Origin of the sequence: Rhizobium album, assembly GCF_003122325.1 — a bacterium.
In the GTDB taxonomy this organism is placed as follows: Bacteria; Pseudomonadota; Alphaproteobacteria; order Rhizobiales; family Rhizobiaceae; genus Metarhizobium; species Metarhizobium album.
In genome coordinates, this window is record NZ_QFBC01000018.1 from 38,581 (window position 1) to 60,610 (window position 22,030).

Genomic DNA, 22,030 nt, shown 5'->3' on the forward strand with positions numbered 1-22,030 from the left:
AACCCTTGTTACCAGATGAATGCCGGGAGCAGGAAATCGGGCACGGCGCCGTGCTCTGCAAACAGCGCCTGCCGCTCTTCCGCAGAGGCCTGCGCCAAAATGCCCGTCGTCACGAGGACTGAAGAAAGACCCGCCTCCCTGGCTCCGCCGATATCATGCTCAATACTGTCGCCGACGCAACAGATTCTGCTGGCATCGATGCCGGTTATAAATTCCCGCGCCGTGGCATAGATGTCCGGAAAGGGTTTTCCGATCCAGCGCACATCGCCGCCGATCTCCTGATAAAGCTCGGCAATGCGCCCGGCGCCGAAGGCGGTGCCCTCGCGGGTGAGCATCACCTTGTCGGGATTGGTGCAGAGGCAGGGAATGCCGCGTCTTGCGGCAGGCTCCAGGAGCATTCGGTAATGGTCGAGCGGATAGACATCGCCCTCGCTCGCAGCCAGCAGGATGACGTCGGCGTCCGCGCCGCTGTCGACCCGCCGCAGTGGCAGGCCGTCGATGGGCGAGGTGTCGCCGTCGCGGCTGATCAGCAGGCAGGCTGTCGGACGATCCGCCTGTGCCTCGCTCTCCCTGGCGAGCATCCGCCAGGCGACTTCGCCGGAGGTGAGAAACCAGTCCCAGCTGGCAGCGTCGAAACCGAGCTTTGCCAGCCGTTTGCTGTTTTCCGCCGAACGCTTGCCGGAGTTGGACAGGATGATGACGGTCTTGCCGGCTTGTTTCAGCGCCGAAAGCGCGGCGGCGGCGCCGGGATAAGGGCCGCGCCCGTCGCGCAGCACGCCGAACTGGTCGACGAGAAAGGCATCGAAACGATCGGCGATCGCCGACATGCCGGCGATGGTCTCCGGCATGCTCACAGCACACCTGCCGCCATGGCGCCCTGCAGGGCGAGACGCGCCGTGCCGGCTGCGGCCTCTTCCGAGGCGAGCGGCAGGAAGGGCACGAACAGCTTGCGGCCGCGGATTGCCGTCCAGGTGGGGTTTTTCGCGCCGCCGCCCACCGTGCGGATGGAGGCGAGTTTTGGACTCCCGAGCGCTTCCAGCCGCTCATAGGCCAGCTTTTCGATTGCCGCGATGCCTTCGAATATGCCCTGCAGGAACATGGCATCGTTGTCCGGGCGCGGGTCCATGCGCGGGGCCAGCGCCGGATCGTTGATGGGGAAGCGTTCGCCGGGCTTGACCAGCGGATAATAATCGAGCCCGGTTTCGCGGGTCGGATCGATCTCCTTCGACAGGGCAATGATACGCTCGTCGGAAAAATGTGCCGCCAGAACCACGCCTCCGGTGTTGGAGGCCCCGCCCGCCAGCCACGTGTCGCCGATGCGATGGCTGTAGAGGCCGTATTCCGGTGCAAACAGCGGCTTGTCGGACAGCATCTTCACCGTCAGCGTCGTGCCGAGCGCGCTGACCCCGTCACCCGGCCGGTCGGCGCCGGTGGCGAGAAAGGAGGCGCAGCCATCCGTGGTGCCGGCAACGATCACGGTGTCCGCCGGCAGCCCGAAGGCCGCTGCCGCATCGTCAGAAATGCTGGCGACCGGGGATCCGGCCGGCAGCACGTCCGGCAACAGGCGGCTATCCGCCTCGGTTTCGCCGATCCAGTCCGGCCAACTGCGGGAGATCGGGTCGTAGCCGGTCTTCAACGCGTTATTTTCGTCAGAAACGTCATAGAGGCCGGTGAAATGGCCCATCAGCCAGTCGGCCTGATGGATGACGCGGTATACATCAGGCTGCCGCTGGAACGTCAGCAGTTTCGCCAGGCCCGAGGTGGCGCCGTGGGCAGCACTTTCCTTGGGGGCATGCCTGGCGATCCGGTCGAGGATGATGTGGTCGGCAACAGGATCGTTGTACATCATCGGCATGGAAAGAGGCTCGCCGGTTTCGCTCACCGGCAGCATGGTGCCGGAGGTGCCGTCGATCGCCAGAGCCCGTACCCGGTTGCGGTCGATGGCATCGAGCACGATGCCGAGGGCGGCCTGCACGGCCTTCCACCAGGCAACCGGATCGCGACGGTCGGCCGAAAAATCGGCGATCTTCGCAGCGCCGGAGGCAACGATGGAAAAATCCGGGGCCATCGCCACCGCTCTTGCGCCTGAAGTACCGATGTCGATGCCGATGACCAGCGGCGCGTCTTCACGTCTCATTGCAGCACCTGTCCGGCGCGGTTCAGCGCCTGGCGATATTTTTCCGCGTCCCAGCCGAGAAGTTCGGCGTTTTCCGCATGGGTGAGATAGCGCAGCCGCGCCGCTTCGGGAATGCGCAGCGTCACGTCGGACAGGCAACGTGCCATGGCGAGCGCGCCGGCGGTGATATCCTTGCGCACCAGCACGCCCTTGCCGGGGAAAAGCAATGTCGGTGAGGCGGTGGTCTCTTCTTCGGCGTGGCGGGCCTCGATCGAAGCGGCGGTTTCGTTCGGGCCGGCGATCTCGGAGCCTTTGCCGAGAAAGATCACATGGTCGGGATAGAGGCTGCCGCCAGCGGCGATGCGGCAGCTTTCCAGATCGGTCGCGGCGTCGTGCAGGCGGGGGTCCTCCGGCAGGGTGTAGCTGCTGTCGAGTGCCAGCCGCGCCAGCGCATCGAGATCGGGCGCGGGTGCCTGCCGCACCGGCCAGGCCAGCCGAGTGGAGGCAAGCTCCAGCAAGGCCTTTGCTTCCGCCACCGTCTCGCCGGCGACGACGAGGCCGTGATTGCCGAGCACCAGCACCCGCGTATCCTCGCGCAGGCGTGCGGCAATCGCTTTCGCCAGCGGCAGGCCGGGGCGGGCATACGGCACGAAGGCATGCGGGATGCCGGCGAGTTTTTCGGCGGCAATCGCCTCGCCGTTGGCCTGCACGGCAGTGGCGATGGTCTCGACGCAATGGACGTGGATAACCACTTTCTGCGGCATCAGGGCATGCACCGTCGTTTCGATCGACGGTCGCAGGCCGGAAGGGTTGCGCTCGGCGATGACGAAGGCCTGGGCCTTTTCCGTCGCCGGGTCGTCGCGCTCCAGCGCCTCCAGTAGCGGTTCCAGCGCCACCGGCACCATGACGTCACGCTGGCGCGCCTGCATCAGCCACAGGCCGGATGCCTTGATCCAAAGCGTATCGCCTTCCTTGATCGAGGTATTGCCGCCGGCGCCCTGCACCAGCTGCGGATCGGCGCCGACGGTTGCGGACAGATCCAGGAGCGCCTCGAATTCCGTGCTTTTCACCGCCATGTCACGCTGCCTCCGAATGATCGTCGTACCAGGCGACAAAGGCCTGGCGCTGGACCGGCGTCATGTGCAGCCCGTGCTTGGTGCGCCGTTCGAGGATATCGTTTGCCGTCTGCGCCCATTCGGTTTCCATCAGGAACTGTGCCTCGCGTTCGCGAAACAGCGGCGTGAAGGCGATGCCGAGGTCGTCGATGCCGGTCGCCTTGCCGACCAGCGCATGCAGGCGCGTGCCGTAGAGCCGGGCATAATGTTTGGCAAGATCGGCCGGCAGCCAGGGATACCGCACCTTGATGTCGCCGAGGAACTGGTCGAAATCGGCGTCGCGCATGTCACCGCCCGGCAAGGTCGCAGAGCCGGTCCAGGCCGGACCCATCTTCGGGAAGAAGGGTTTCAGCCGTTCCAGCGCATGGTCCGAAAGCTTGCGGAAGGTGGTGATCTTGCCGCCGAAGACCGACAGCAGCGGCGCCTGGCCATCGCCTGCGTCGACCTCGAAGATGTAGTCGCGCGTCACGGCGGAAGGGTTTGCGGCATTGTCGTCGTAGAGCGGGCGCACGCCGGAGAAGCTGTGGACGATATCGGCCTCCGTCAGCTGCTGCTTGAAATAGCGGTTCACCGACTTGATCAGATAGGCGATCTCGTTGCCGTCGGCAGTCACGTCTTCCGGGCGGCCCTCGTAAGGAATATCGGTGGTGCCGATCAGCGCCAGATCGTTCTGGTAGGGGTTGATGAAGATCACCCGCTTGTCCGGGTTCTGCACGAGATAGGCCTGCCGCCCCTCCCAGAATTTCGGAACGACGATGTGGCTGCCCTTCACCAGGCGGACGCTGCGGCTGGAATTGAGCCCCGCGACGCGGCCGATGATGTCGTTCACCCAGGGGCCGGCGGTGTTGACGACGCAGCGCGCTTTCGCCTCGCTCTTCGCGCCGGTCACCGTATCCGTCATCTCGATGGTCCAGAGATCGCCCGTGCGGCGAATGGAGGAGCACGCCGTGCGGGTTTTCACTGTCGCGCCGCGGCTGTGAGCATCCAGCGCGTTGAGCAGCACCAGGCGGGCATCGTCCACCCAACAGTCGGAATATTCGAAGGCCTTGCGGTATTGCGGTTTCAGCGGCGCGCCCTCGGGCGCCTGCGCCAGGTTGAGCGTCCGCGTCCCCGGCAGCCGCTTGCGGCCGCCGAGATGGTCGTAGAGGAACAGGCCGAGGCGCACGAGCCAGGCCGGCCGATCCTCGGGATTGTGCGGCAGCACGAAACGCATCGGCCAGATGATGTGCGGTGCGGAGCGCAGCAGTACCTCGCGCTCGATCAGAGCTTCGCGAACCAGGCGGAACTCGTAATATTCGAGGTAGCGCAGGCCGCCATGCACCAGCTTTCCCGAACGCGAACTGGTGCCCTGCGCCAGGTCGTCCTTCTCACACAGCAGGACGGAAAGGCCGCGACCGGTGGCATCGCGGGCGATGCCGGCGCCGTTGACCCCGCCGCCGACGACGAACAGGTCGTATATGCCGCTTTCAGAACTCACGGCCGTCTCTCCTCAGCACGGGTTGACCGGCGGCTCACCGGCAATGTAGCGGCGCACCTCTTCGGCCGCCATTTCCGCGGCATAGGTGACGGTGCGCACCGAGGCGCCGGCGATATGCGGCGTCAGCGTGACATTCGGAAGCTGCAGCAGCGGCCAGTCCGGCGGCACCGGCTCGACACCGAAGGTTTCCAGCATGGCGCTGGAAAGATGACCGTTGGTCAGCGCGTCGTATAGCGCGTCGTAATCGCAGAGCGGCCCGCGGGCGGTGTTGACGAAGATGGCGCCGGGCTTCATCTGCGCGAAGGTTACGGCATTCATCATGCCCTTGGTTTCTTCCGTCACGCGCGGATGCAGTGTCACGATGTCGGAGCGCGACAGGAGGTCGTCGAAACCCACCTGCTCGACGCCGCCATTCAGGTCGTCGACGCTCAGCTGCACATAAGGATCGTGGACGATGACCTTGCAGCCGAAGGCGCGCAGCAGGCGCACCACCTTGGTGCCGATATTGCCGTAACCGACAACACCCACCGTCATCTCGCTGAGTTCGCGGCCGGTGCGGTCGGCGCGGTAGAGGTCGCCGCGCCATTCGCCCTTTCGCAGGGCTTCATGGCCGACGCGGATCAGCCGGGTCTCGGCCAGGATGGCGCCGATGGCGAATTCGGCAACGGCGCTGGCATTGCGGCCGGGCGTGTTGACGACACGCACGCCGGCGGCGCGGGCCGCGGCCATGTCGATGTTGACCGGGCCGCCGCGCGAGACGGCAACGAGCCTGAGGCCCGGCAATTGCGCAAACATCGCCGCCGAAAGCGGCGCCAGCTGCGTCACCATGATTTCGGCATCGCCGATGAAGTCGACGATCTCGTCGGCCTTGCCCATGTATTCCTTGAGGCCGTCCATGCCTTCGACGGCATAGCCGTGCTCCATCGGTTCGTCCGGCCAGGGTTGTTCGATGGTGCGGATGTCGTGCCCGTCTCCGCAGGCGGCGACGATCTTGTCGCGAAAGATGTCGGGGAGCATGAACCGGTCGCCGATGATGGCTATCTTCTTCATTTCGTCAGTCCTTATGAAACGGCAGGCTTGTGCCCGATCTCGGCCTGGGAGTGCCAGACCGGGCGCAAGGCTGCCCATGATTGCCTGTAGACGGGAAAGACGGCATCGAAATACCGCACCATGTCCGCATCCGGCTGTTCCGGCGGGCGCTGATAGGGCGTGACCCAGTCGCGCACGCAATTTTCCATCGTCCCGTAGATGCCGAGCGATACGGCGGCGATCATCGCCGCGCCCGCGGCGCCGGCCTCTTCGCGTTCGCTCGTCTGGATGCTGGCGCCAAGCGCGCCGCCGAGAATGCCGCGAAGCGAGGCGCTGCGGGCAGCTCCGCCGGTCAGCCGCACCCGTGCGGGCAGCGGTCCCATCTGCGTGTAGCAATCCCGGGATGCCAAGGCGAGGCCGTTGAAGACGGAGCGCACCATATCGCCGAAACCGTGGCCGATGGAAAGCCCGACGAACGAGGCACGGGCGGAGGCATCGACGAACGGCCCGCGCTCTCCCGCCTCGGAAATATAGGGGTGGAAGATCGGCGGGCTGGCGCTTGCTTCCGTCAGCCAGCTTTCGACATGGTCGAGCAGCTCCGCCTTGCTTTTTTCGATGCCGGCGCCCTTCAGCACGCTGCCGGCAACACCCAGAATCCAGTCGATGTTCAGCGTTGCCGCCATGTTCGACTGCATCTGGGCGTAGATACCCTGCACCGGCATGCACATCGTGTAGCCGGTCTGGTCCTGGTTGAGCTGCACGTCGTCGGCGCCGTTGGCAAGCCGCATGTGCATGCCCGTCGAGCCGATGATCGAGCAGCCGGCATCGGTTCCCGGTTCGTAGAGGCCGGCGCCGAGCGCGGTGCAGGCGACGTCGACATAACCGAGGACAACCGGCGTGCCGACGGGCAGGCCGCAGAGACGGGCGGCTTCTTCGCTCAGGCCATGGTGTTCGACAGCGCCGTCAACGATGTCGGGCAGCAGGTATTTCAGCCTGTCGAGACCGAGGAAGTGGATCACCTCGTCATTGTAGTCGCGCTTCCGGAAATCGCCGAAGGTGAAGCAGGCTTCGGACGGGTCGGTGGCGCGCTTGCCGGTGAGCTTGAAATAGAGCCAGTCCTTGCAATGGAAGGCCGTGGTTGCGCCGGTCAGCATCTCGGGCGCATTTTCGGTGATCCAGCGCAGCTGCGGTCCCTGCTGGCAGGCGGCGAGGCCGCTGCCGGTGCTGCGAAAGCGGGCAAGGTCGCCGCTGTCGCCGCGCAACCTTTCGACCGTTTCCCCGGCGCGGGCATCGAGCCACAGCCATCCCTTGCCGACCGGTTCGCCCTGCTTGTCGATCAGCCATGTGCCGTCGCCCTGCCCGGTGACGGCGATGCCGGCAACGCGGCCGGCAAGATTGTCGATCTTGCCGGAGAGGTCGGCGAGCGTCCGGGCGGTGTCGGCCCAGGTGCGGGGCAGGTCCTGCACCGAGCCGGTGCGGCCGACGGCTTCATAGAGGTTGGGAATGGCGCAGGCGGCAAGCTGCCGCCCCTGGAGGTCGAAGGCGACGGACTTGATCACGGAAGTGCCGGCATCGATGCCGATCAGCACGTCGCGCATCAGGCAAGCTCCTTCCCATGCGAAATCGCCCTGCCGGTTTCGCTGTCGAAGACGTGCAGGCTCGAAGGGTCGAGATGGATGCCGATATCCTCGCCGATGGCGAGACGCGTCCGGTCGTGCTCGACCAGCACCATGGTGCCGCCGGCGAAATCGGCGGCGATATGCGTCTGGTCGCCGAGCCACTGGTTGACGGCCACCCGCGCCTTGACGCCGTCGGCGCTGCGGCGCACGGAATAGGGTCGGATGCCGAGCACCACCTTGCGGCGCTTGGTCAGCTCCGCCTGGACGCCGGGCGAAAAGGCGGCGATCTGGTAATCCAGCTTGACGCCTTCGTTGAGCCCGAAAGACAGGCTGCCATTGCCGCCGCTGATGCTGGCCTCGAAGACGTTCATCGGCGGTTCGCCGACGAAGGTGCCGGTAAACAGGTTGGCCGGCCGCTCCTTGATCTTCTGCGGCGTATCGAACTGCTGCAGCACGCCGCCTTCCATGACGGCAATGCGGTCGGCCAGCGCGTTGGCTTCCGTCTGGTCGTGGGTGACGAGGATCGCGGTGAGGCCGCGCTCCTTGATGTAATGCTTGATGCGGCCGCGCAGCAGGGCGCGCAGCTGCGGTTCCAACTGGCCCATCGGCTCGTCCAGCAGGTGCAGGTCGGCATCGCGGATGAGGGCGCGGCCGAGCGAGGCGCGCTGCTGCTGGCCGCCGGAAATCGAACTCGGATAGCGCCCGAGGATATCCTCGATCTCCAGAAGCTTGGCGATGTAGGCGACTTTCTCGTCCACTTCGGCCTGCGACAGGCGTTTGGCCTTCAGCGCGAAGGCGATGTTTTCGCGCACCGTCAGCGGCGGATACAGCGAATAACCTTCAAAGGCCATGGCGACGTTGCGTTTCACCGGCGGCAGCAGATGCACCTGCCGTCCGGCGAGCGAAATCGTGCCGTCCGACACCGGCTCGAAGCCGGCGATCATGCGCAGCGTCGAGGTCTTGCCGCAGCCGGACGAACCGAGCAGGGCGATGATTTCGCCCTTGCGTACGTTCATCGACAGGTTTTTGACCGCATGCACCCCATGCCCTTTCGGGCCGTAGAACTTGTCGACGTTCTCGATTAGCAGCGCCGTGTCGCTCATGCCGCTTCTCCGTTGCGATTGGTTGTCGTTGCAGGCGTTGCGATGCGCGCGCCGCTTTCCTTGTCGAAGAGGAAGGCTGCCGCGCCGTTGACGGCGATCGCCGCCGGGCCGGAGGACGGGCCGGGTGTGCCGGCCGGCCGGGAGAGCAGGATTTCCCGGCCGCGGGCCGTCAGCAACAGGGTGACGGTCTTTTCGTTGAGCGGCGTTTCGGCTTCCACCGTCACCGGAATGGCGCCTTGTGCCGAGGGTTCGGTAAAGACGATGGTCTCCGGCCGCAGCCCGAGAACACATTCCTTGCCGACGACGCTTTCCGGCATCGACGGTAAGGGCACCCTGACGTTCGAAAGCTCGACATAGACGCCGGAAGCATCCTTCTTCGGAATGACGGTCAGGAGGTTGATGGTCGGGTCGCCGAACAGCCGGGCGATGTCGATGTCCGCCGGCGTGTTGTAGATGTCCTCTGGCGTGCCGATCTGCCGGATGCGGCCCTGCGACATGACGGCGATGCGGTCGCCGAGCGCCATGGCTTCCTTGTAGTCCTGGGTGACGTAGATCACCGTCGCGCCCTGCTTGGCGAGCAGGCGCGGCAGTTCCAGGCGCATCTCGAAGCGTAGCTTGGCATCGACGTTGCGTAGCGGGTCGTCGAGCAGCAGCACCGGCGGCGAGCCGGCGAGTGCGCGGGCCAGCGCCGTACGCTGCTTCTGGCCGTTGGAGAGGGCCTTCGGGCGATGGCTGAGAACGTGGTCTATCTTCAGGAGCTTCGCCACCTTCTCGACGCCCTCGCGGATGCCCGCCGCAGAACTGCGGTTGGCTTCCAGTGGGCTGGCGATGTTGTCGAAGGCATTCATGTGCGGGAAGAGCGCAAAATTCTGGAAGGCCATGCCGATGCCGCGATGTTCGGCGTCGACCTCGGTCATGTCCTCGCCGCCGATGACGATCTTGCCGGCATCCGGTTCGATGACGCCGGCGATGAGGCGCAGCAGAACGGTCTTGCCGGCACCGGACGGACCGAAGAGCACGAGGGTCTCGCCGTCGGCGACATCGAGCGTCAGGTCGTCGAGCACGGCCTGGCTCTTGTAGCGCTTGGTAATGTTTTGCAGTTGCAGCGTGGTCATGATTACCCCTTCACTGCGCCGAGCGACAGGCCTTCGACGAGGTAGCGCTGGGCATAGAGTGCGAGTGCCAGCGTCGGCGCGATCGACAGCACGATGGCCGCGGCGATCTGGCCGTACTGGATGCCGGAGGAGGTGACGAAGGCAAGCGCGCCCACCGTCACCGGCTGCTTGGAAGCGGACGCCAGTACAAGCGCGAAGACGAAGTTGTTCCACGCGAAGATGAAGGCAAGCAGGCCGGCGGCGGCAATGCCGGGACCGGCGAGCGGCAGCGCGATCTTGCGGAAGGTGGCGAACCAGGAATGGCCGGCGATGCGATAGGCATATTCGACGTCTGCCGAGATGTCCTCGAAATAACCTCGCACGATCCAGAGGATGAGCGGCAGGCAGATCAGCTGGTAGACCCAGATCAGGCCGATATAGGTGTCGGAGAGCCCGAGCCACTGGAAATACTGCGTCAGCGGCAGCAGCACGAGCAGCGGCGGCGCAAAGCGGAAGGAGAGCAGCGTGAAGGCGATGTCTTCCGAACCGCGAAACTTGTGCCGTGCGAAGGCATAGGCCGCCGGCACGCCGAGCAGCAGCGACACTGCGACGGAAGCGGTGGACAGGAAAACCGAGTTGCCGAGATTGCCCATGAAGGCGATGTCGAGCGTACCGGCCGCAGTCGTCAGCTTGCCGGTGATCAGGGCCATGTAGTTCGACAGTGTCGGCGTGAAGGAGAGCGACGGCGGGATCTGCAGGATCGTTTCGTTCGTCTGGAACGACATCATGAAGATCCAGAAGATCGGGAACATGAAGAACAGGATGACGAGCGTCAGCGCGATGCCGCGCAAGATCCGCTCGGGCGTGGATGTGCTTTCCATGATGCCCTCCTCAGGCTTCGCCGCGGGCGCGCTCGCGCAGGCGCAGCCAGTTCTTGATGAAGATGTTCGAAAGCAGGTAGGTGATCGCCCAGAGGATGATCAGCAGCGCTGCCGAACGGCCGACATTGGTCGACTGGAAGAAATTGAGATAGGCCTCGACCTGGAAGACCGTCAGCGTGTCGCCGGGGCCGCCCTGGGTCATGGCATAGATGATGTCGAACTGCTGGATGGAATCGAGCAGCCGGAACAGCGTTGCCGTCAGGATGTAGGGCGTCAGCATCGGCAGGGTGATGCGGAAGAAGACGAAGGTGCGCGGCACGCCGTCGAGGGCCGCAGCCTCGAAAGGCTGTGTCGGCAGCGAGCGCAGGCCGGCAAGCAGCAGGATCATGATGAAAGGCGTGTAGACCCAGATGTCGACGAGCACCACGGTCAGCAGCGCCGTGTCCGGCGAGGAGGCCCAGCGGAAATTGTCGAGGCCGACGAGGCTGGCGAAATAGCTGAGGATGCCGAAGCCCGGATTGGTCATCAGCTTCCACATCAGCGCGGCCAGCGCCGGCGCGATCATCAGCGGCATCAGAAGCATGATCGAGACGAAATTGTTGAAGGCCGAACGCTTCTGCAAGAGCAGGGCGATGCCGAGGCCGAGCAGCAGTTCGAGCACCACCGTCAGGCCGGCATAGGTGAGCGACACGCGCAGCGTGTTCCAGAAGCTCGGATCGGTGAAGAAATTCAGGTAGTTTTCACCCCAGTTGAACTGGCGCGCCCACGGCTGGCTCAGGCGATAGCGCTGGAAGGAGTTGATGACCGCCGTAAAGAACGGGATCAGGATGCCGATGCAGACCAGCAGTGCGGGAAGGCTGAGCACATAGGGGAGAGCCTTCTTGCTGATCCTGAAACCGCTTGGCGCTTTGCGCGCCGTTGTCACAGAAGCCATGATCGAGCTCCGTTCGGAAATCTGGATGAATGCGATGAGGAGGGGCCGTTGCCCGGCCCCGTATGCGAAGTCTGCCGAGCCGGCGGGCACGCGGCATTGGCGCCACGCACCCGCCTGCCGGGAGAAATCAACCGAGGCCGGCTTCCTTCAACTGGCGGTTGATGCTTTCGGCGAGCTGGTCGAGGCCTTCATCGACCGGAACTTCCTTGGCGACCATCTTCTGCAGCGTTGCCGCCCACTCGGTGGTGACGTCGAAGAACAGCGGCTGCGGCGTGAACTTGATCGAAGCGCCGGCTGCCGAGGCGTCGAACATTTCCACGAAGCCCGGATAGCTGGTGTTCAACTTGTTGCGGAACACCTCGTCCTTCCAGATCGACTGGCGGACCGGATCGACGAAGTCCATCTTCGTGGCGCCGAACAGGGCATGTTCGGGACCGGAAGCCCACTGCAGGAAATACCAGGTGGCGTCCTTGTCCTTGGAGAAGTTCGACATGGCGAGTGACCAGATCCAGATGTTCGGCGTCGAGGCCGTCGCTTCCGGATTGGCGGCAAACGCTGCGTAAGAGAGCTTGCCGGCCATCTTGTTGTCGCCGCCGTTCATGAAGTAACCGAGGCAATCGGCATCGAAGATCATCGCCGAAGCGCCGGCACCCAGATCGGTTCCGACCTGATACCATGTGTAGGTCGACCAGTCCTTCGGGCCGCTTTCCTGGATGAGCTGCACGAACTTGGAGTGATAGGCCTTGGAACCGGCCGTATTCATCGCTGCCGAGAGCTTGCCGTCTGCCGAAACCGCGAGGTCCTTTTCGTTGAAGTTCGCATAGCCGGAAAGGAAGCCGGGGTGAATGGTCGCCCAGGAGCGCGAGCCACGCAGGCCGATGCCGTAGATGCCGCTGATGTCTTTCTGCAGCTTGGCAGCGACGGAGATCATGTCGTCGATGTTTTTGGGAACACCAACGCCGGCCTTGTCGAACATCTCCCTGTTATAGGTGATGTTGTTCTGCTCGAAGGCCCACGGAATGCACCACTGCTTGGCGTCGTCGGAACCGAGTTCGCCGCCCGGCCTGCCGTTCCAGGCGCAGGAATTCTTCACGCCCGGCAGGAAGTCGTCCCAGGCATAGTTCGGGTTGGTCTTCGCCGGATCGTTGATCCATTCCTTGAGGTCGGTGATCCAGCCGGCCGGGCCGTAGGTCCAGGTCATGTAGGCGCCGGTCATGAAGGCGTCGTATTCCGACGAACCGGACGACAGCGCCGCCGTCACCTTGTCGAAATAGACGTCTTCCGGGAAGACGTCATAGGTCACGTTGATGCCCGTCAGGTCCTTGAAGGTCTGCAGGTTGGCGATCATGGCGTCGGCATAGGGATGCTTGTTGAGCAGCAGTTTCAGCGATTTGCCGGAATGCGCCTTCCAGTCGAAGTCGGCGGCAAGCGCCTGCGTCGACATCATGTTGAAAAGGGTCCCGGCGGAGCCGGCGGTCATGCCCAATGCACCCAACCCCTTCAACAGGGCGCGGCGATCCACTTGTCCCCGCAGGAACGCACCGATGAGGTCTTTTTCCTTCTCATGCATTTGTGTTCTCCTCCTTTAAACAGGTATAAAAAGCTCTCCCGAGCCATACCGGCTACCCGACCGGTAATTCCTCCTCAACCGTGCTATGCATCGTCCTCTCGACGCGACAGCCACGGCCTCAACTTTTTCAATCTGCGCCCGTCAGAAGCCTGGCTGTGCGCTCGTCCGTGATCAGGCCGCTGAGATAGCGACTTTCCAACACGGAGCGAATGGCTTTGGTCTTGCCCTTGCCGGCGGCAACGGCAACCGTGCGGCGGTTGCGCAGCTCGTCCCGGCCGAGGGTGAAGGTACGGTTCGACAGTGTCGTTTCGACCGGCTGGCCGCGATCGTCGAAGAAGTGGCCGAGCAGTTCGCCGACGGCGCCGCTCTTGCGGATGTCATCAATCTCGCTGGTCTCGATCATGCCGGTGGACACCAGCGACGCCTTGCGCTCGGTGGTGCCGATACCGACGAACAGCAGGTCGGCGCTCTTGGCGAGATGGAAAACGTCGGACACGCCGCGCTGGTTGAACAGCACGTCGCGATCCTCGACCGTGTTGGCGAAAAACGGCACCGGCATGACGTAAGCCTCTCCGGTGACGCGGTCGGCCAGCCTGTGGATGACGTCATGCGGGTTGGCGGAGAATTTCCGCGTCAGGCCGCCGAGCAGCGAGACGAAGCGCGTGCGGTTCGCCGACATGCGCGGCAAATATTCGACGCAGGCCGCCAGCGTGCGGCCATGGCCGACGCCGATCAGCATCTCCTCGCCGCGCTCGATTTCCCGTTTGAGGAATTGCGCGCCGGCGATGCCAAGGGCGCGCAAGGGGAGATCGGCATCGTCGAATTCGGGCACGACCTCGCAATAGTCGAGACCGAAACGCTCGCACAGCGCCTGTTCGAGGGCGACACATTCCGAGACCTCGCCGTCGATATAGACCTTCACCAGTCCGTCCTGGTTGGCCTTCATGATCAGGCGATGGGCTTTCAGCGAGGTGAGGCCGAGGCGCTTGGCGACCTCGGCCTGGGTGAGACCGCCGGCATAATGCAGCCAGGCGGCACGCGTTGCCATGCTCGCCTCGTCCTCGCGCAGTGCGCCGGCAGCTATCGCCATGAGAGTTCCGCCCGGTTTGATATTTTTTTCTGTTGTTGAAAAATTTTTCATGCTTGCTGCGACTTGTCAATGGGCGCAGGCGAAGGCGCATCAAAAAACTGCACGAAAAGAAGCAACCGCCTGTCGGTTGATCGGGCGGTTGCACGAGAAAGAGCAGAACTGGCGGATGAAAGGCGAAGGGGAGGCGGCAGCCGGAGCCGGCGGTGGGTGCGTCAGGCGGCCGTCAGGAGACGCTGCTGACGACGCGTATGGTCGCTTGCTGCGGGCAGAAGGTGCGGCCCATGGCGCGCAGGATGATGACGGCGGAAGCCGCACCCGGATCGATATGGCCGAGCGAGCGGGCACCGACGCGGGCGGCGCGTCCCTTGGCGGCGATCATCGAGCGGGTCGAGCAGGCGCCGCTATCGGCGGCGGCGATGGCCTGCTGCCACATCATGGTCAGGCCGCCGCCGGTGTCGATCGCCGTCTGCGCCGCTTCGGCGGCCGGCAGCCAGGCATCGAGCATGGTCTTGTCGCCGCGCTGGCTCTTGCCGCGGTCACGGATGCCGCGGGCGATGGCGGCGATCATTGCCGCCTGGTTGACGGGACCGAGTTCGCAGCTGTCGGCCAGCGCCTGCGAGGCGCGCTGCAGGCCGGTGGCGTAGAGCGGGCCGGTGGAGGCGCCGACGGCATTGAGAAAGGCGGAAGCGGCGATCGACAGGACAGCCGCCGGCGTGCTCGTTTCCATGTCGAGCCGCGCCAGCGTCGCATTGACCGCCATGAAGCCGATCGACATGGTGATCCCGTGGTCGGCATCGCCGATGACGCCGTCGAGTTCCGACAGGTGGTCCTTTTCGGCCTCGATGGCTCCCGAGATCAGATGAAACATCCGTCCGAGACTGCGAGCGGCATTCTCCGGCATCGCACTCCTCCACATTTTTTCACAGGAGAGCGAAACCGCATCCCCAGGCTCCTCGACCCTAGTTGATACGCATAACCGCCGTATCGCAAGGGTGTTCGAGCAATTCCGTCAATTCCGGGTCGAGATGTAAAATGGTGATTGAAGCGCCGGTCATGTCTATCGACGTGCAGTAGTGGCCGGTCCAGCTCGCATGCATGGTGATACCGCGGGCGGTGAGCCGTTGCGCCACCCGGCGGTGCAGGATGTAAAGCTCCATCAGCGGCGTCGAACCGAGCGAATTGACGAGCACGGCGACCCGATCGCCCGCCTTTGCCTGCATTTCGGCAAAAATCCGGTCGATCACCGCATCCGTCACCGCGTCGGCGCTCAGCAGCCTTTCGCGCATGACGCCCGGCTCGCCATGGATACCCATGCCGATTTCCATCTCTTCGGCGCCGATCTCGAAATTCTGCCGCCGCGTCTGCGGCAGGGAGCAGGGTTCCAGCGCCACGCCGATGGTGAAGGTCCGGGCATTGGCCTTGCGCGTCACCCGCTCGCATTCCTCCAGCGACCACATCTTGTCACAGGCAGCGCCGGCAATCTTGAAGACGAAGACGTTGCCGGCGACGCCGCGGCGGCCTTCGCGATCTTCCAGCGGCGAGGAGGCGATGTCGTCGGTGGTCAGCACCGAGCGCACCTCGATGCCGCGCTCCTTGGCGATCTCGGCGGCCATTTCAAAGTTCATCACGTCGCCGGCATAGTTGCCGTAAACGTAGAGGACCCCGCTGCCGCCGGAGGCCGCTTCGGTACACCTGACGATCGGGTCGGGCGGCGGCGAGGAAAAGATGTTGCCGATCGCCACCGCGTCGGCGATGCCCTTGCCGACGTAACCGAGGAAGCAGGGCTCATGTCCCGTGCCGCCGCCGACAACGAGGCCGACCTTGCCCGGTCGCGGCCCGTCGCGGGCGATCAGCGCCCGTTTCGAACCTTCGACGGGGCGGATGTACTGGCGATGGGCGGAAATCGCGCCTTCCAGCATCTCGTCGACGACGTCGGCGGGGTCGTTGATGAATTTCTTGACGTGGGTGCGCGGTGCGTGCGCGGGCGGCGGCTCCAGGCGCGTCCGGGCGAGGAGCTTCTGGTCCACTTCGCTGACGCCCTCGGCTTTCAGGATGCCACGTCCCGTCGCCGCATCCGTCACCAGCACGCTGACGTAACCGCCGCGTAGCGCGGCCAGGATCGCCGGCACCTTGTCGAAGCCGCCGGCGACGGCAATACGCATCGGCACGTTGCGCAGCATGTCGAGCTCGATGGCGATGGTGCGGTTTTCCAATGGTCCGGCAACCGGTGCGCCGTGCTCGTCGATGAAACGGCCGGCGATCACCCCGGTGGCATTGTGGGACAGGTATTGCTGCAGCGAAACGGATTCGAAGAAGCCGCTGGTGTGCACGGTCGAGTTCGGCCGCATCGAAGCGATGCCGAAGATGATCTTGTTGGTGCGGCCAAGAGCGGCGAACTGGTCGATCACTATCGGCTCCGCCATCAGGATGTCGCGGACATGCGGCGACGAAACGAGGGCCGGCGCGGTGATGTTGACGCAACGCCCGTTGACGGCGGCGGCAAGTCGCGCGGCGCACAGCTCCGGCGTGTAGGCGAAGTCCGTAGTCGTGCCGCCGGTCGCCTGCACGATCGTCACGTCCTGCAGGTCGGGAAGGGCGAGGTTTTCCGCCACCGCCAGCGTCGTCCGCCCCCAGGTGATGCCGACGGTATCGCCGGATTTGAGCAGCTTTTGCAAAGCCTGCGCGCCGGCATTGCCGAGCCTGTCGATCAGCGGGCGGCTGTCGTCGCTCGGGATGACCAGACAGTCTTGCAGGCCGAAATGCTGCTTCAGCTGCTGGGCGATGGTCAGCGAGCTGAGCCGGGCCGGATCGATGGAAATATTGACGATGCCGCGTTCGCGGGCATCGGCGAGATAGGCGTTCACCGTGGCGCGCGAAATGCCCATGGTCTGGGCGATATCCCCCTGGGTCATGCCGTCTTCGTAATAGAGCCAGCAGGCCCAGACATAAGGGTCGTCGCCGTAACGCAGGGGGATCGTTTCGGCGACCTCGACCGGGCTGCTGCGGGCACCGCCGGTCTTGCGCATGAGGGGAGATTTGGCTGTCATGAGGCTCACCTGTGCGGGACCGCCCGACATCCCGCGGGCGGCCGGTCCACTGTCTATAATCGTCGCGTCGGTGCAGCGCAATCAGCGCGGCCGAGGCCGCGCCGACGGTCAGTCGGAGAGGCTTGCGGCGATGATCCTGACGATCATGGCGGCGGACACGGCACCCGGATCCATATGTCCGAGCGAGCGCTCGCCCAGGCGGGAGGAGCGTCCCTTGCTGGCCACCATGTCCTTGGTTCCATCGGCGCCGGCCTGCGCCGCGTCGGCGGCTGCCTGCAGCATGTCCTTCGGCGCTTTCCCGGCCTCGCGGGCGGCGGCGACCGCGTGGGCGGCCGGCAGCCACGCGTCGATCATGGTCTTTTCACCGATCTCCGCCTTGCCGCGCTCCTGGATGCCCTTGGCCATCGCCTCGATCACCGCGGGACCGTCTTCGGCCGCCGCCTCGGCCTTGCCTTTCAACAGGGTGCCGGTGCGCATGAAAGCGGTGGCGTAGAGCGGGCCGGAAGAGGCGCCGACGGCATTGAGGAAGGATTTCGCCGCGGTGTTGAAAACCTCCGTCGGCGTGATCGCGCTCGCATCGGCCGCATCGAGTGCCGCACGCACGGCGGCAAAGCCCTGCGCCATGGCGATGCCGTGATCGGCATCACCGATATGGCCGTCCAGCTCGCACAGATAACCCTTTTCCTGTTCGATGCGCTCGGCGAGCGTCCGGAACATGGCGATGAAGCGTTCCGAGGTCAGGCTGGTCATGGGGCACACTTCCTTATTACTTGACCGAAAACATGGCGCAGTCGCAGGGATGGTCGATCATCCCGGTCAGCTCGTCGTCGAGATGCATCAGGGTGATCGAGGCGCCCGCCATTTCCAGTGAAGAGCAATAGGTGCCGACCCAGGTCTTGTGCACCTCGACGCCGCGTTCGCGCAGACGCTGATGCACACGCCGGTTCATGATGTACAGTTCCATCAACGGCGTGGACCCAAGCGAATTGACCAGCACCGCGACGCGGTCGCCCTTGGCAGGGGCCATCTCGCCGAAAATCTTGTCGATGATCCGGTCGGTGATGTCGTCGGCGGTCTGCAGCGGTTCGCGGGACATGCCGGGCTCGCCATGGATGCCCATGCCGATCTCCATCTCGTCGTCGCCCATCTCGAAGTTCCACTTGCGCGTCTGCGGCAGGGAGCAGGGGCTCAGCGCCACGCCGACCGTATAAGTGCGGTCGTTCGCCTTGCGGGCGATGCGTTCGCATTCGTCGAGCGACAGCATCTTGTCGCAGGCCGCACCCGCCGCCTTGAAGATGAAGAAGTTGCCGGCGACGCCGCGGCGCTTGTGCTTTTCGTTCAGCGGCGCGGAGGCGATGTCGTCGGTGGAGAGGACGGTGCGCACCTCGATGTCGTCCATGGCGACCATTTCCGCCGCCATGTCGAAATTCATCACGTCGCCGGCATAATTGCCGTACATGTAGAGCACGCCGGCGCCGCCATCGACGGCCTTGGTGCATTCGATGATCGGGTCCGGCGGCGGCGAGGCGAAGACGTTGCCGATGGCTGCCGCATCGGCGAGGCCCTTGCCGACGAAACCGAGGAAACTCGGTTCGTGGCCGGAGCCGCCGCCGATCACCAGGCCGACCTTGCCCTTGCGCGGCCCGTTGCGGGAAACGATCGAGCGCTTGTTGCTGTCGAGCCGCATCACGGTATCGGCGTGGGCATCCAGAATGCCGTCGAGCATCTCGTCGACGGCGTCGTCACCCTTGTTGATGATCTTTTTCGTGGCCATGCTTCGTCTTCCTTTCGGGCAAGGATGGAGGCTGGGCCGCCTCAGCGGCCCTTGACCTTCCACATCTTCATGCAGTCGAGCGTATGTTCGAAGGAACGGATGCCGGCATCCGATCCGAGGCCGGTCGCCACCAGGCCGGCGGCCGCCTGGGCGAAACGCACCGCGGTTTCCGGGTCCATGCGGTGATGCAGCGCTGTGATGAAGCCGGCATCGAAGGCATCGCCGCAGCCGGTGGTGTCGACGACGTCGATCTCGTAGGCCGGCAGCTGGAAGCGTGTGCCGTCTGCATGGGCGTAATAGGCGCCGTCGCCGCCGAGCGTGAAGACGCAGCATTTCACGCCGGCATCGAGGAAATATTTTGCCGAATCCTCGACCGTCGAGCGACCCGACATGGCGCCTGCCTCTTCCACCGAGGGCATGAAGTAGTCGATATAAGGCAGGAGTGGCTTGACGTTGACGATCGTCTCCGCATTGGCGGCGATCAGGTCGAAGGTCACGGTGGCGCCGCGGCGCTTGGCTTCCTCCAGCAGGATGCGGCTCGGCTCGCCGTCGAGACGGCGCAGCAGGCCGGTGCCGCCGAGATGCACGATCGGCGGAGCAAGCACGGTGTCGTAGTCGGACGGCGGAACGTCGAAATGGTCGGAGGCGCCGCGCATATGCAGGGCAGGTCGCTCGCCGTTCGGCCGCACGTTGAGGATGGTGGCGGAAGACGGCACGCCGGCGAGGCGCTGCATGCCGGAGACGTCGATGCCGAAGCGCTCCATGGTCGCCAGCATGAAATCGGCCTTCTCGTCGTCGCCGACGGCGCCGACCGCCAGGCAGTTCAGGCCGAGCTTGGCGAGATCGACGACCGTGCCGCCGGCCGTGCCGGCCACCGTCAGGCGGATTTCGTCGATGAACTCGACGTTGCCGCCCTCGGGGATACGCTCGACCGGCCGGCCGAGAACATCGAGAATATACAGTCCGATGACCGAAACGTCATGCGCCACGGGTTTCCTCCTCCATTATCGATTATGCTGTCCGCCGGCCGGGACGGCGGCGATGCGGCGCCCGTCGGCATAAAAGCTCATCTCGGCCGGATCGGCGAAAAGATGGACCTGCCCGCCGCGCCGGGCCGCGGGTACGCGATCCGTCTTCACCTTGATGTCCTGGCCATCGACGGTGACGCGGGCGATGAAACGCCCGGCGATCGAGACGTTGATGTCCTTCAGCGTGCCGGGCACGGAGCCGGGCCGCGCCTCGTCCGAAAGGCCGATATGTTCCGGCCGGATGCCGGCCCGGAAATCCTTGCCGCCCTCCAGGGCGCCTTCCAGCGCCAGCGGTCCGGCCGTCAGCAGCGTCTCGGCACCGCCGGCGACTGCACGGGCCGGCACGAAATTCATGCCGGGATTGCCGAGGAACCAGCCGGCGAAATCCGAGGCCGGGCGATTGTAAAGGTTGGCGGGCTTGTCGTACTGCTCGATGCGGCCATTGCGCATCAGCGCCACCTTGTCGGCCAGCGTCATGGCTTCGGTCTGGTCGTGGGTGACGTAGATGATCGTCTGCTTCAGCCGCTGGGTCACCAGCTTGAAGGCGCGGATCAGCAGCAGCTTTGCCTGAACCTCGACGTTGGTGGTCGGCTCGTCGAACAGCACGATGTCGGAGCGGCGCGCCACGGCGCGGCCGACGGCGACCTTCTGGCGGCTGCCGGCATCGAGATCGCCGATGAACAGCTTCCGGCGGTCGCGCATGTCGAGTACGTCGAGCACTTCATCGATGCGTCGTTGGCGCTCGGCTGCCGACAGCGACTTGTCCTGGTTAAGCGGCAGGGCGATGTTTTCTTCCACCGACAGCGTCTGGTACATCACCGGATACTGGAACACCATGCCGGCATTGCGCTTGCGCGGCGGCAGGCCGCTCATGTCGCGGTTGCCGAAAAGGATGCGGCCGGAGGTCTGGGTTTCCAGGCCGACGATCATGCGCATCAGCGTGGTCTTGCCGCAGCCGGAGGGACCGAGCAGGCAGGTGACCGCACCGTCTTCGAAGACGGCGTTCATGCCGTCGATCGCCGTGAACGTGCCGAAACGTTTGGTGACGTTTTCGATGACGATATCAACCATGGACCGCTCCCCCTGCCCGTCCCCGTCCGAGAAGACGGCCGCTTGCGGTTTCGAACAACATGATCCGCGACGGATCGACACTGACCGGGATGCGGCTGTCGAGGTCCGGCGGCACAACGCCGTCCGCCGCGAACGCAGCCGTGACCGGGGAGCCGCCGACGTCGAGATAAACGACGATCTCGGAGCCGAGATGCTCGATGATCTGCACCGTTCCTTCGGTCTTCAGCGCTTGCGAATGATCGAGCCTGACGTCCTCCGGCCGGATACCGGCCAGCACGGCGCCGGCCGCAAGTCCGTCAGGTCCGGCCAGCTTCAGCCCGGCAAGATCGACGGCGCCGCCGGCAGACGTCGCCTGCAGCACATTGGCTTTCGGAAAACCGACGAGTTCGAGGCTGCGCACATGCTGCGGTTCGGCGTAGAGCGACAGCACGTCGGCCTTTTCCACGACGCGGCCGTCGTCGAGCACGATGAAACTCTGCGCCAGCGTCAGCGCTTCCAGCGAGTCGGAGGTAGCGTAGAAGAAGGTGGTGCGCAGTTCCTCGCAGAGCTGCTTCATCTCGTCCATCAGCCGCTCGCGCAGTTTGTAGTCGAGGCCGACGAGCGGATCGTCGAGCACGAAGACGGCGGCATCCTTCATCAGGCCGCGGGCGACGGCGACGCGCTGCTTTTCGCCGCCGGACAATTGGTCCGGCGTCTTCTTGACGAGATGGGTGATCGACAGCATCGCCACGGTCGCATCGACCTTGCGGGCGACCTCTTCGCGCGGCGCGCCGGCAAGGTGCAGCGGATAGGCGATATTGTCGAACACGCTCATATGCGGATAGAGCGCAAAGCTCTGCGGCACGTAGCCGATGTTGCGGCGGCTGGCCGGTTCGTCGGTGATGTCGCGGCCGGAGAGCAGGATGCGGCCCTCGTCGGCGGTTTCGAGCCCGACCAGGATACGGAAGATCAGCGACTTGCCGGCCTTGGGCGGGCCGCACATGACGGTGAAGGACCCTTCCTCGACGGCCAGCGAGACGTTGTCGAGCGCTTTCTTCTTGCCGAAGGTCTTGGAAACATTGATGAGTTCGACGGCCGGCATG

General features: G+C 64.7%; 19 protein-coding genes. All 19 read right to left on the reverse strand.

Features of this window, described 5'->3' with window-relative positions:
• Nucleotides 1-8 precede the first annotated feature (8 nt).
• Entirely contained in the window at nucleotides 9-854 is an 846-nt protein-coding gene (locus tag DEM27_RS27260; protein ID WP_420028860.1) for a TIGR01459 family HAD-type hydrolase, read from the reverse strand.
• On the reverse strand, nucleotides 851-2,137 hold the full coding sequence (locus DEM27_RS27265; RefSeq protein WP_109461411.1) for an FGGY-family carbohydrate kinase: 1,287 nt from the start codon (nucleotides 2,135-2,137) through the stop codon (nucleotides 851-853). The genes DEM27_RS27260 and DEM27_RS27265 overlap by 4 nt, the downstream gene beginning before the upstream one ends.
• Nucleotides 2,134-3,192: a class II aldolase/adducin family protein gene (locus DEM27_RS27270; protein WP_109461412.1), complete on the reverse strand. Its 1,059-nt coding sequence runs from the start codon at nucleotides 3,190-3,192 to the stop codon at nucleotides 2,134-2,136. The genes DEM27_RS27265 and DEM27_RS27270 overlap by 4 nt, the downstream gene beginning before the upstream one ends.
• Nucleotide 3,193: 1 nt before the next feature.
• Nucleotides 3,194-4,708 (reverse strand): glycerol-3-phosphate dehydrogenase, encoded by a 1,515-nt coding sequence (locus DEM27_RS27275; RefSeq protein ID WP_109461413.1) that lies wholly within the window; start codon nucleotides 4,706-4,708, stop codon nucleotides 3,194-3,196.
• 12 nt (nucleotides 4,709-4,720) lie between these two features.
• Nucleotides 4,721-5,758: a 2-hydroxyacid dehydrogenase gene (locus tag DEM27_RS27280; RefSeq protein ID WP_109461414.1), complete on the reverse strand. Its 1,038-nt coding sequence runs from the start codon at nucleotides 5,756-5,758 to the stop codon at nucleotides 4,721-4,723.
• An 11-nt stretch (nucleotides 5,759-5,769) separates the two neighbouring features.
• A complete protein-coding gene (locus DEM27_RS27285) occupies nucleotides 5,770-7,335 on the reverse strand; it encodes an FGGY-family carbohydrate kinase (protein ID WP_109461415.1) in 1,566 nt (521 codons plus the stop codon).
• A complete protein-coding gene (locus DEM27_RS27290; RefSeq protein ID WP_109461416.1) occupies nucleotides 7,335-8,459 on the reverse strand; it encodes an ABC transporter ATP-binding protein in 1,125 nt (374 codons plus the stop codon). The genes DEM27_RS27285 and DEM27_RS27290 overlap by 1 nt, the downstream gene beginning before the upstream one ends.
• Nucleotides 8,456-9,574: an ABC transporter ATP-binding protein gene (locus DEM27_RS27295; protein WP_109461417.1), complete on the reverse strand. Its 1,119-nt coding sequence runs from the start codon at nucleotides 9,572-9,574 to the stop codon at nucleotides 8,456-8,458. Before DEM27_RS27295 ends, DEM27_RS27290 begins: the two co-directional genes overlap by 4 nt.
• A gap of 2 nt (nucleotides 9,575-9,576) precedes the next feature.
• Entirely contained in the window at nucleotides 9,577-10,434 is an 858-nt protein-coding gene (locus DEM27_RS27300) for a carbohydrate ABC transporter permease (protein ID WP_109461418.1), read from the reverse strand.
• A 10-nt stretch (nucleotides 10,435-10,444) separates the two neighbouring features.
• Nucleotides 10,445-11,368 (reverse strand): carbohydrate ABC transporter permease, encoded by a 924-nt coding sequence (locus DEM27_RS27305; protein ID WP_109461509.1) that lies wholly within the window; start codon nucleotides 11,366-11,368, stop codon nucleotides 10,445-10,447.
• 127 nt (nucleotides 11,369-11,495) lie between these two features.
• Entirely contained in the window at nucleotides 11,496-12,938 is a 1,443-nt protein-coding gene (locus DEM27_RS27310; RefSeq protein WP_109461419.1) for an extracellular solute-binding protein, read from the reverse strand.
• Between the two features lie 127 nt (nucleotides 12,939-13,065).
• On the reverse strand, nucleotides 13,066-14,028 hold the full coding sequence (locus tag DEM27_RS27315) for a sugar-binding transcriptional regulator (protein ID WP_109461420.1): 963 nt from the start codon (nucleotides 14,026-14,028) through the stop codon (nucleotides 13,066-13,068).
• 223 nt (nucleotides 14,029-14,251) lie between these two features.
• Nucleotides 14,252-14,929 (reverse strand): dihydroxyacetone kinase subunit DhaL, encoded by a 678-nt coding sequence (dhaL, locus tag DEM27_RS27320; protein WP_109461421.1) that lies wholly within the window; start codon nucleotides 14,927-14,929, stop codon nucleotides 14,252-14,254.
• 58 nt (nucleotides 14,930-14,987) lie between these two features.
• Nucleotides 14,988-17,075 (reverse strand): bifunctional sugar-binding transcriptional regulator/dihydroxyacetone kinase subunit DhaK, encoded by a 2,088-nt coding sequence (locus tag DEM27_RS27325; RefSeq protein WP_109461422.1) that lies wholly within the window; start codon nucleotides 17,073-17,075, stop codon nucleotides 14,988-14,990.
• 108 nt (nucleotides 17,076-17,183) lie between these two features.
• Complete coding sequence (gene dhaL / locus DEM27_RS27330) at nucleotides 17,184-17,825, reverse strand: dihydroxyacetone kinase subunit DhaL (RefSeq protein ID WP_109461423.1); 642 nt, start codon at nucleotides 17,823-17,825, stop codon at nucleotides 17,184-17,186.
• Between the two features lie 16 nt (nucleotides 17,826-17,841).
• Nucleotides 17,842-18,849, reverse strand: a complete 1,008-nt coding sequence (locus tag DEM27_RS27335) for a dihydroxyacetone kinase subunit DhaK (protein WP_109461424.1) — start codon at nucleotides 18,847-18,849, stop codon at nucleotides 17,842-17,844.
• A 41-nt stretch (nucleotides 18,850-18,890) separates the two neighbouring features.
• Nucleotides 18,891-19,838, reverse strand: a complete 948-nt coding sequence (locus tag DEM27_RS27340; RefSeq protein ID WP_109461425.1) for a carbohydrate kinase family protein — start codon at nucleotides 19,836-19,838, stop codon at nucleotides 18,891-18,893.
• A 15-nt stretch (nucleotides 19,839-19,853) separates the two neighbouring features.
• Nucleotides 19,854-20,948 (reverse strand): ABC transporter ATP-binding protein, encoded by a 1,095-nt coding sequence (locus DEM27_RS27345; protein ID WP_109461426.1) that lies wholly within the window; start codon nucleotides 20,946-20,948, stop codon nucleotides 19,854-19,856.
• Complete coding sequence (locus DEM27_RS27350) at nucleotides 20,941-22,029, reverse strand: ABC transporter ATP-binding protein (protein WP_109461427.1); 1,089 nt, start codon at nucleotides 22,027-22,029, stop codon at nucleotides 20,941-20,943. Before DEM27_RS27350 ends, DEM27_RS27345 begins: the two co-directional genes overlap by 8 nt.
• Nucleotide 22,030: the final 1 nt, after the last annotated feature.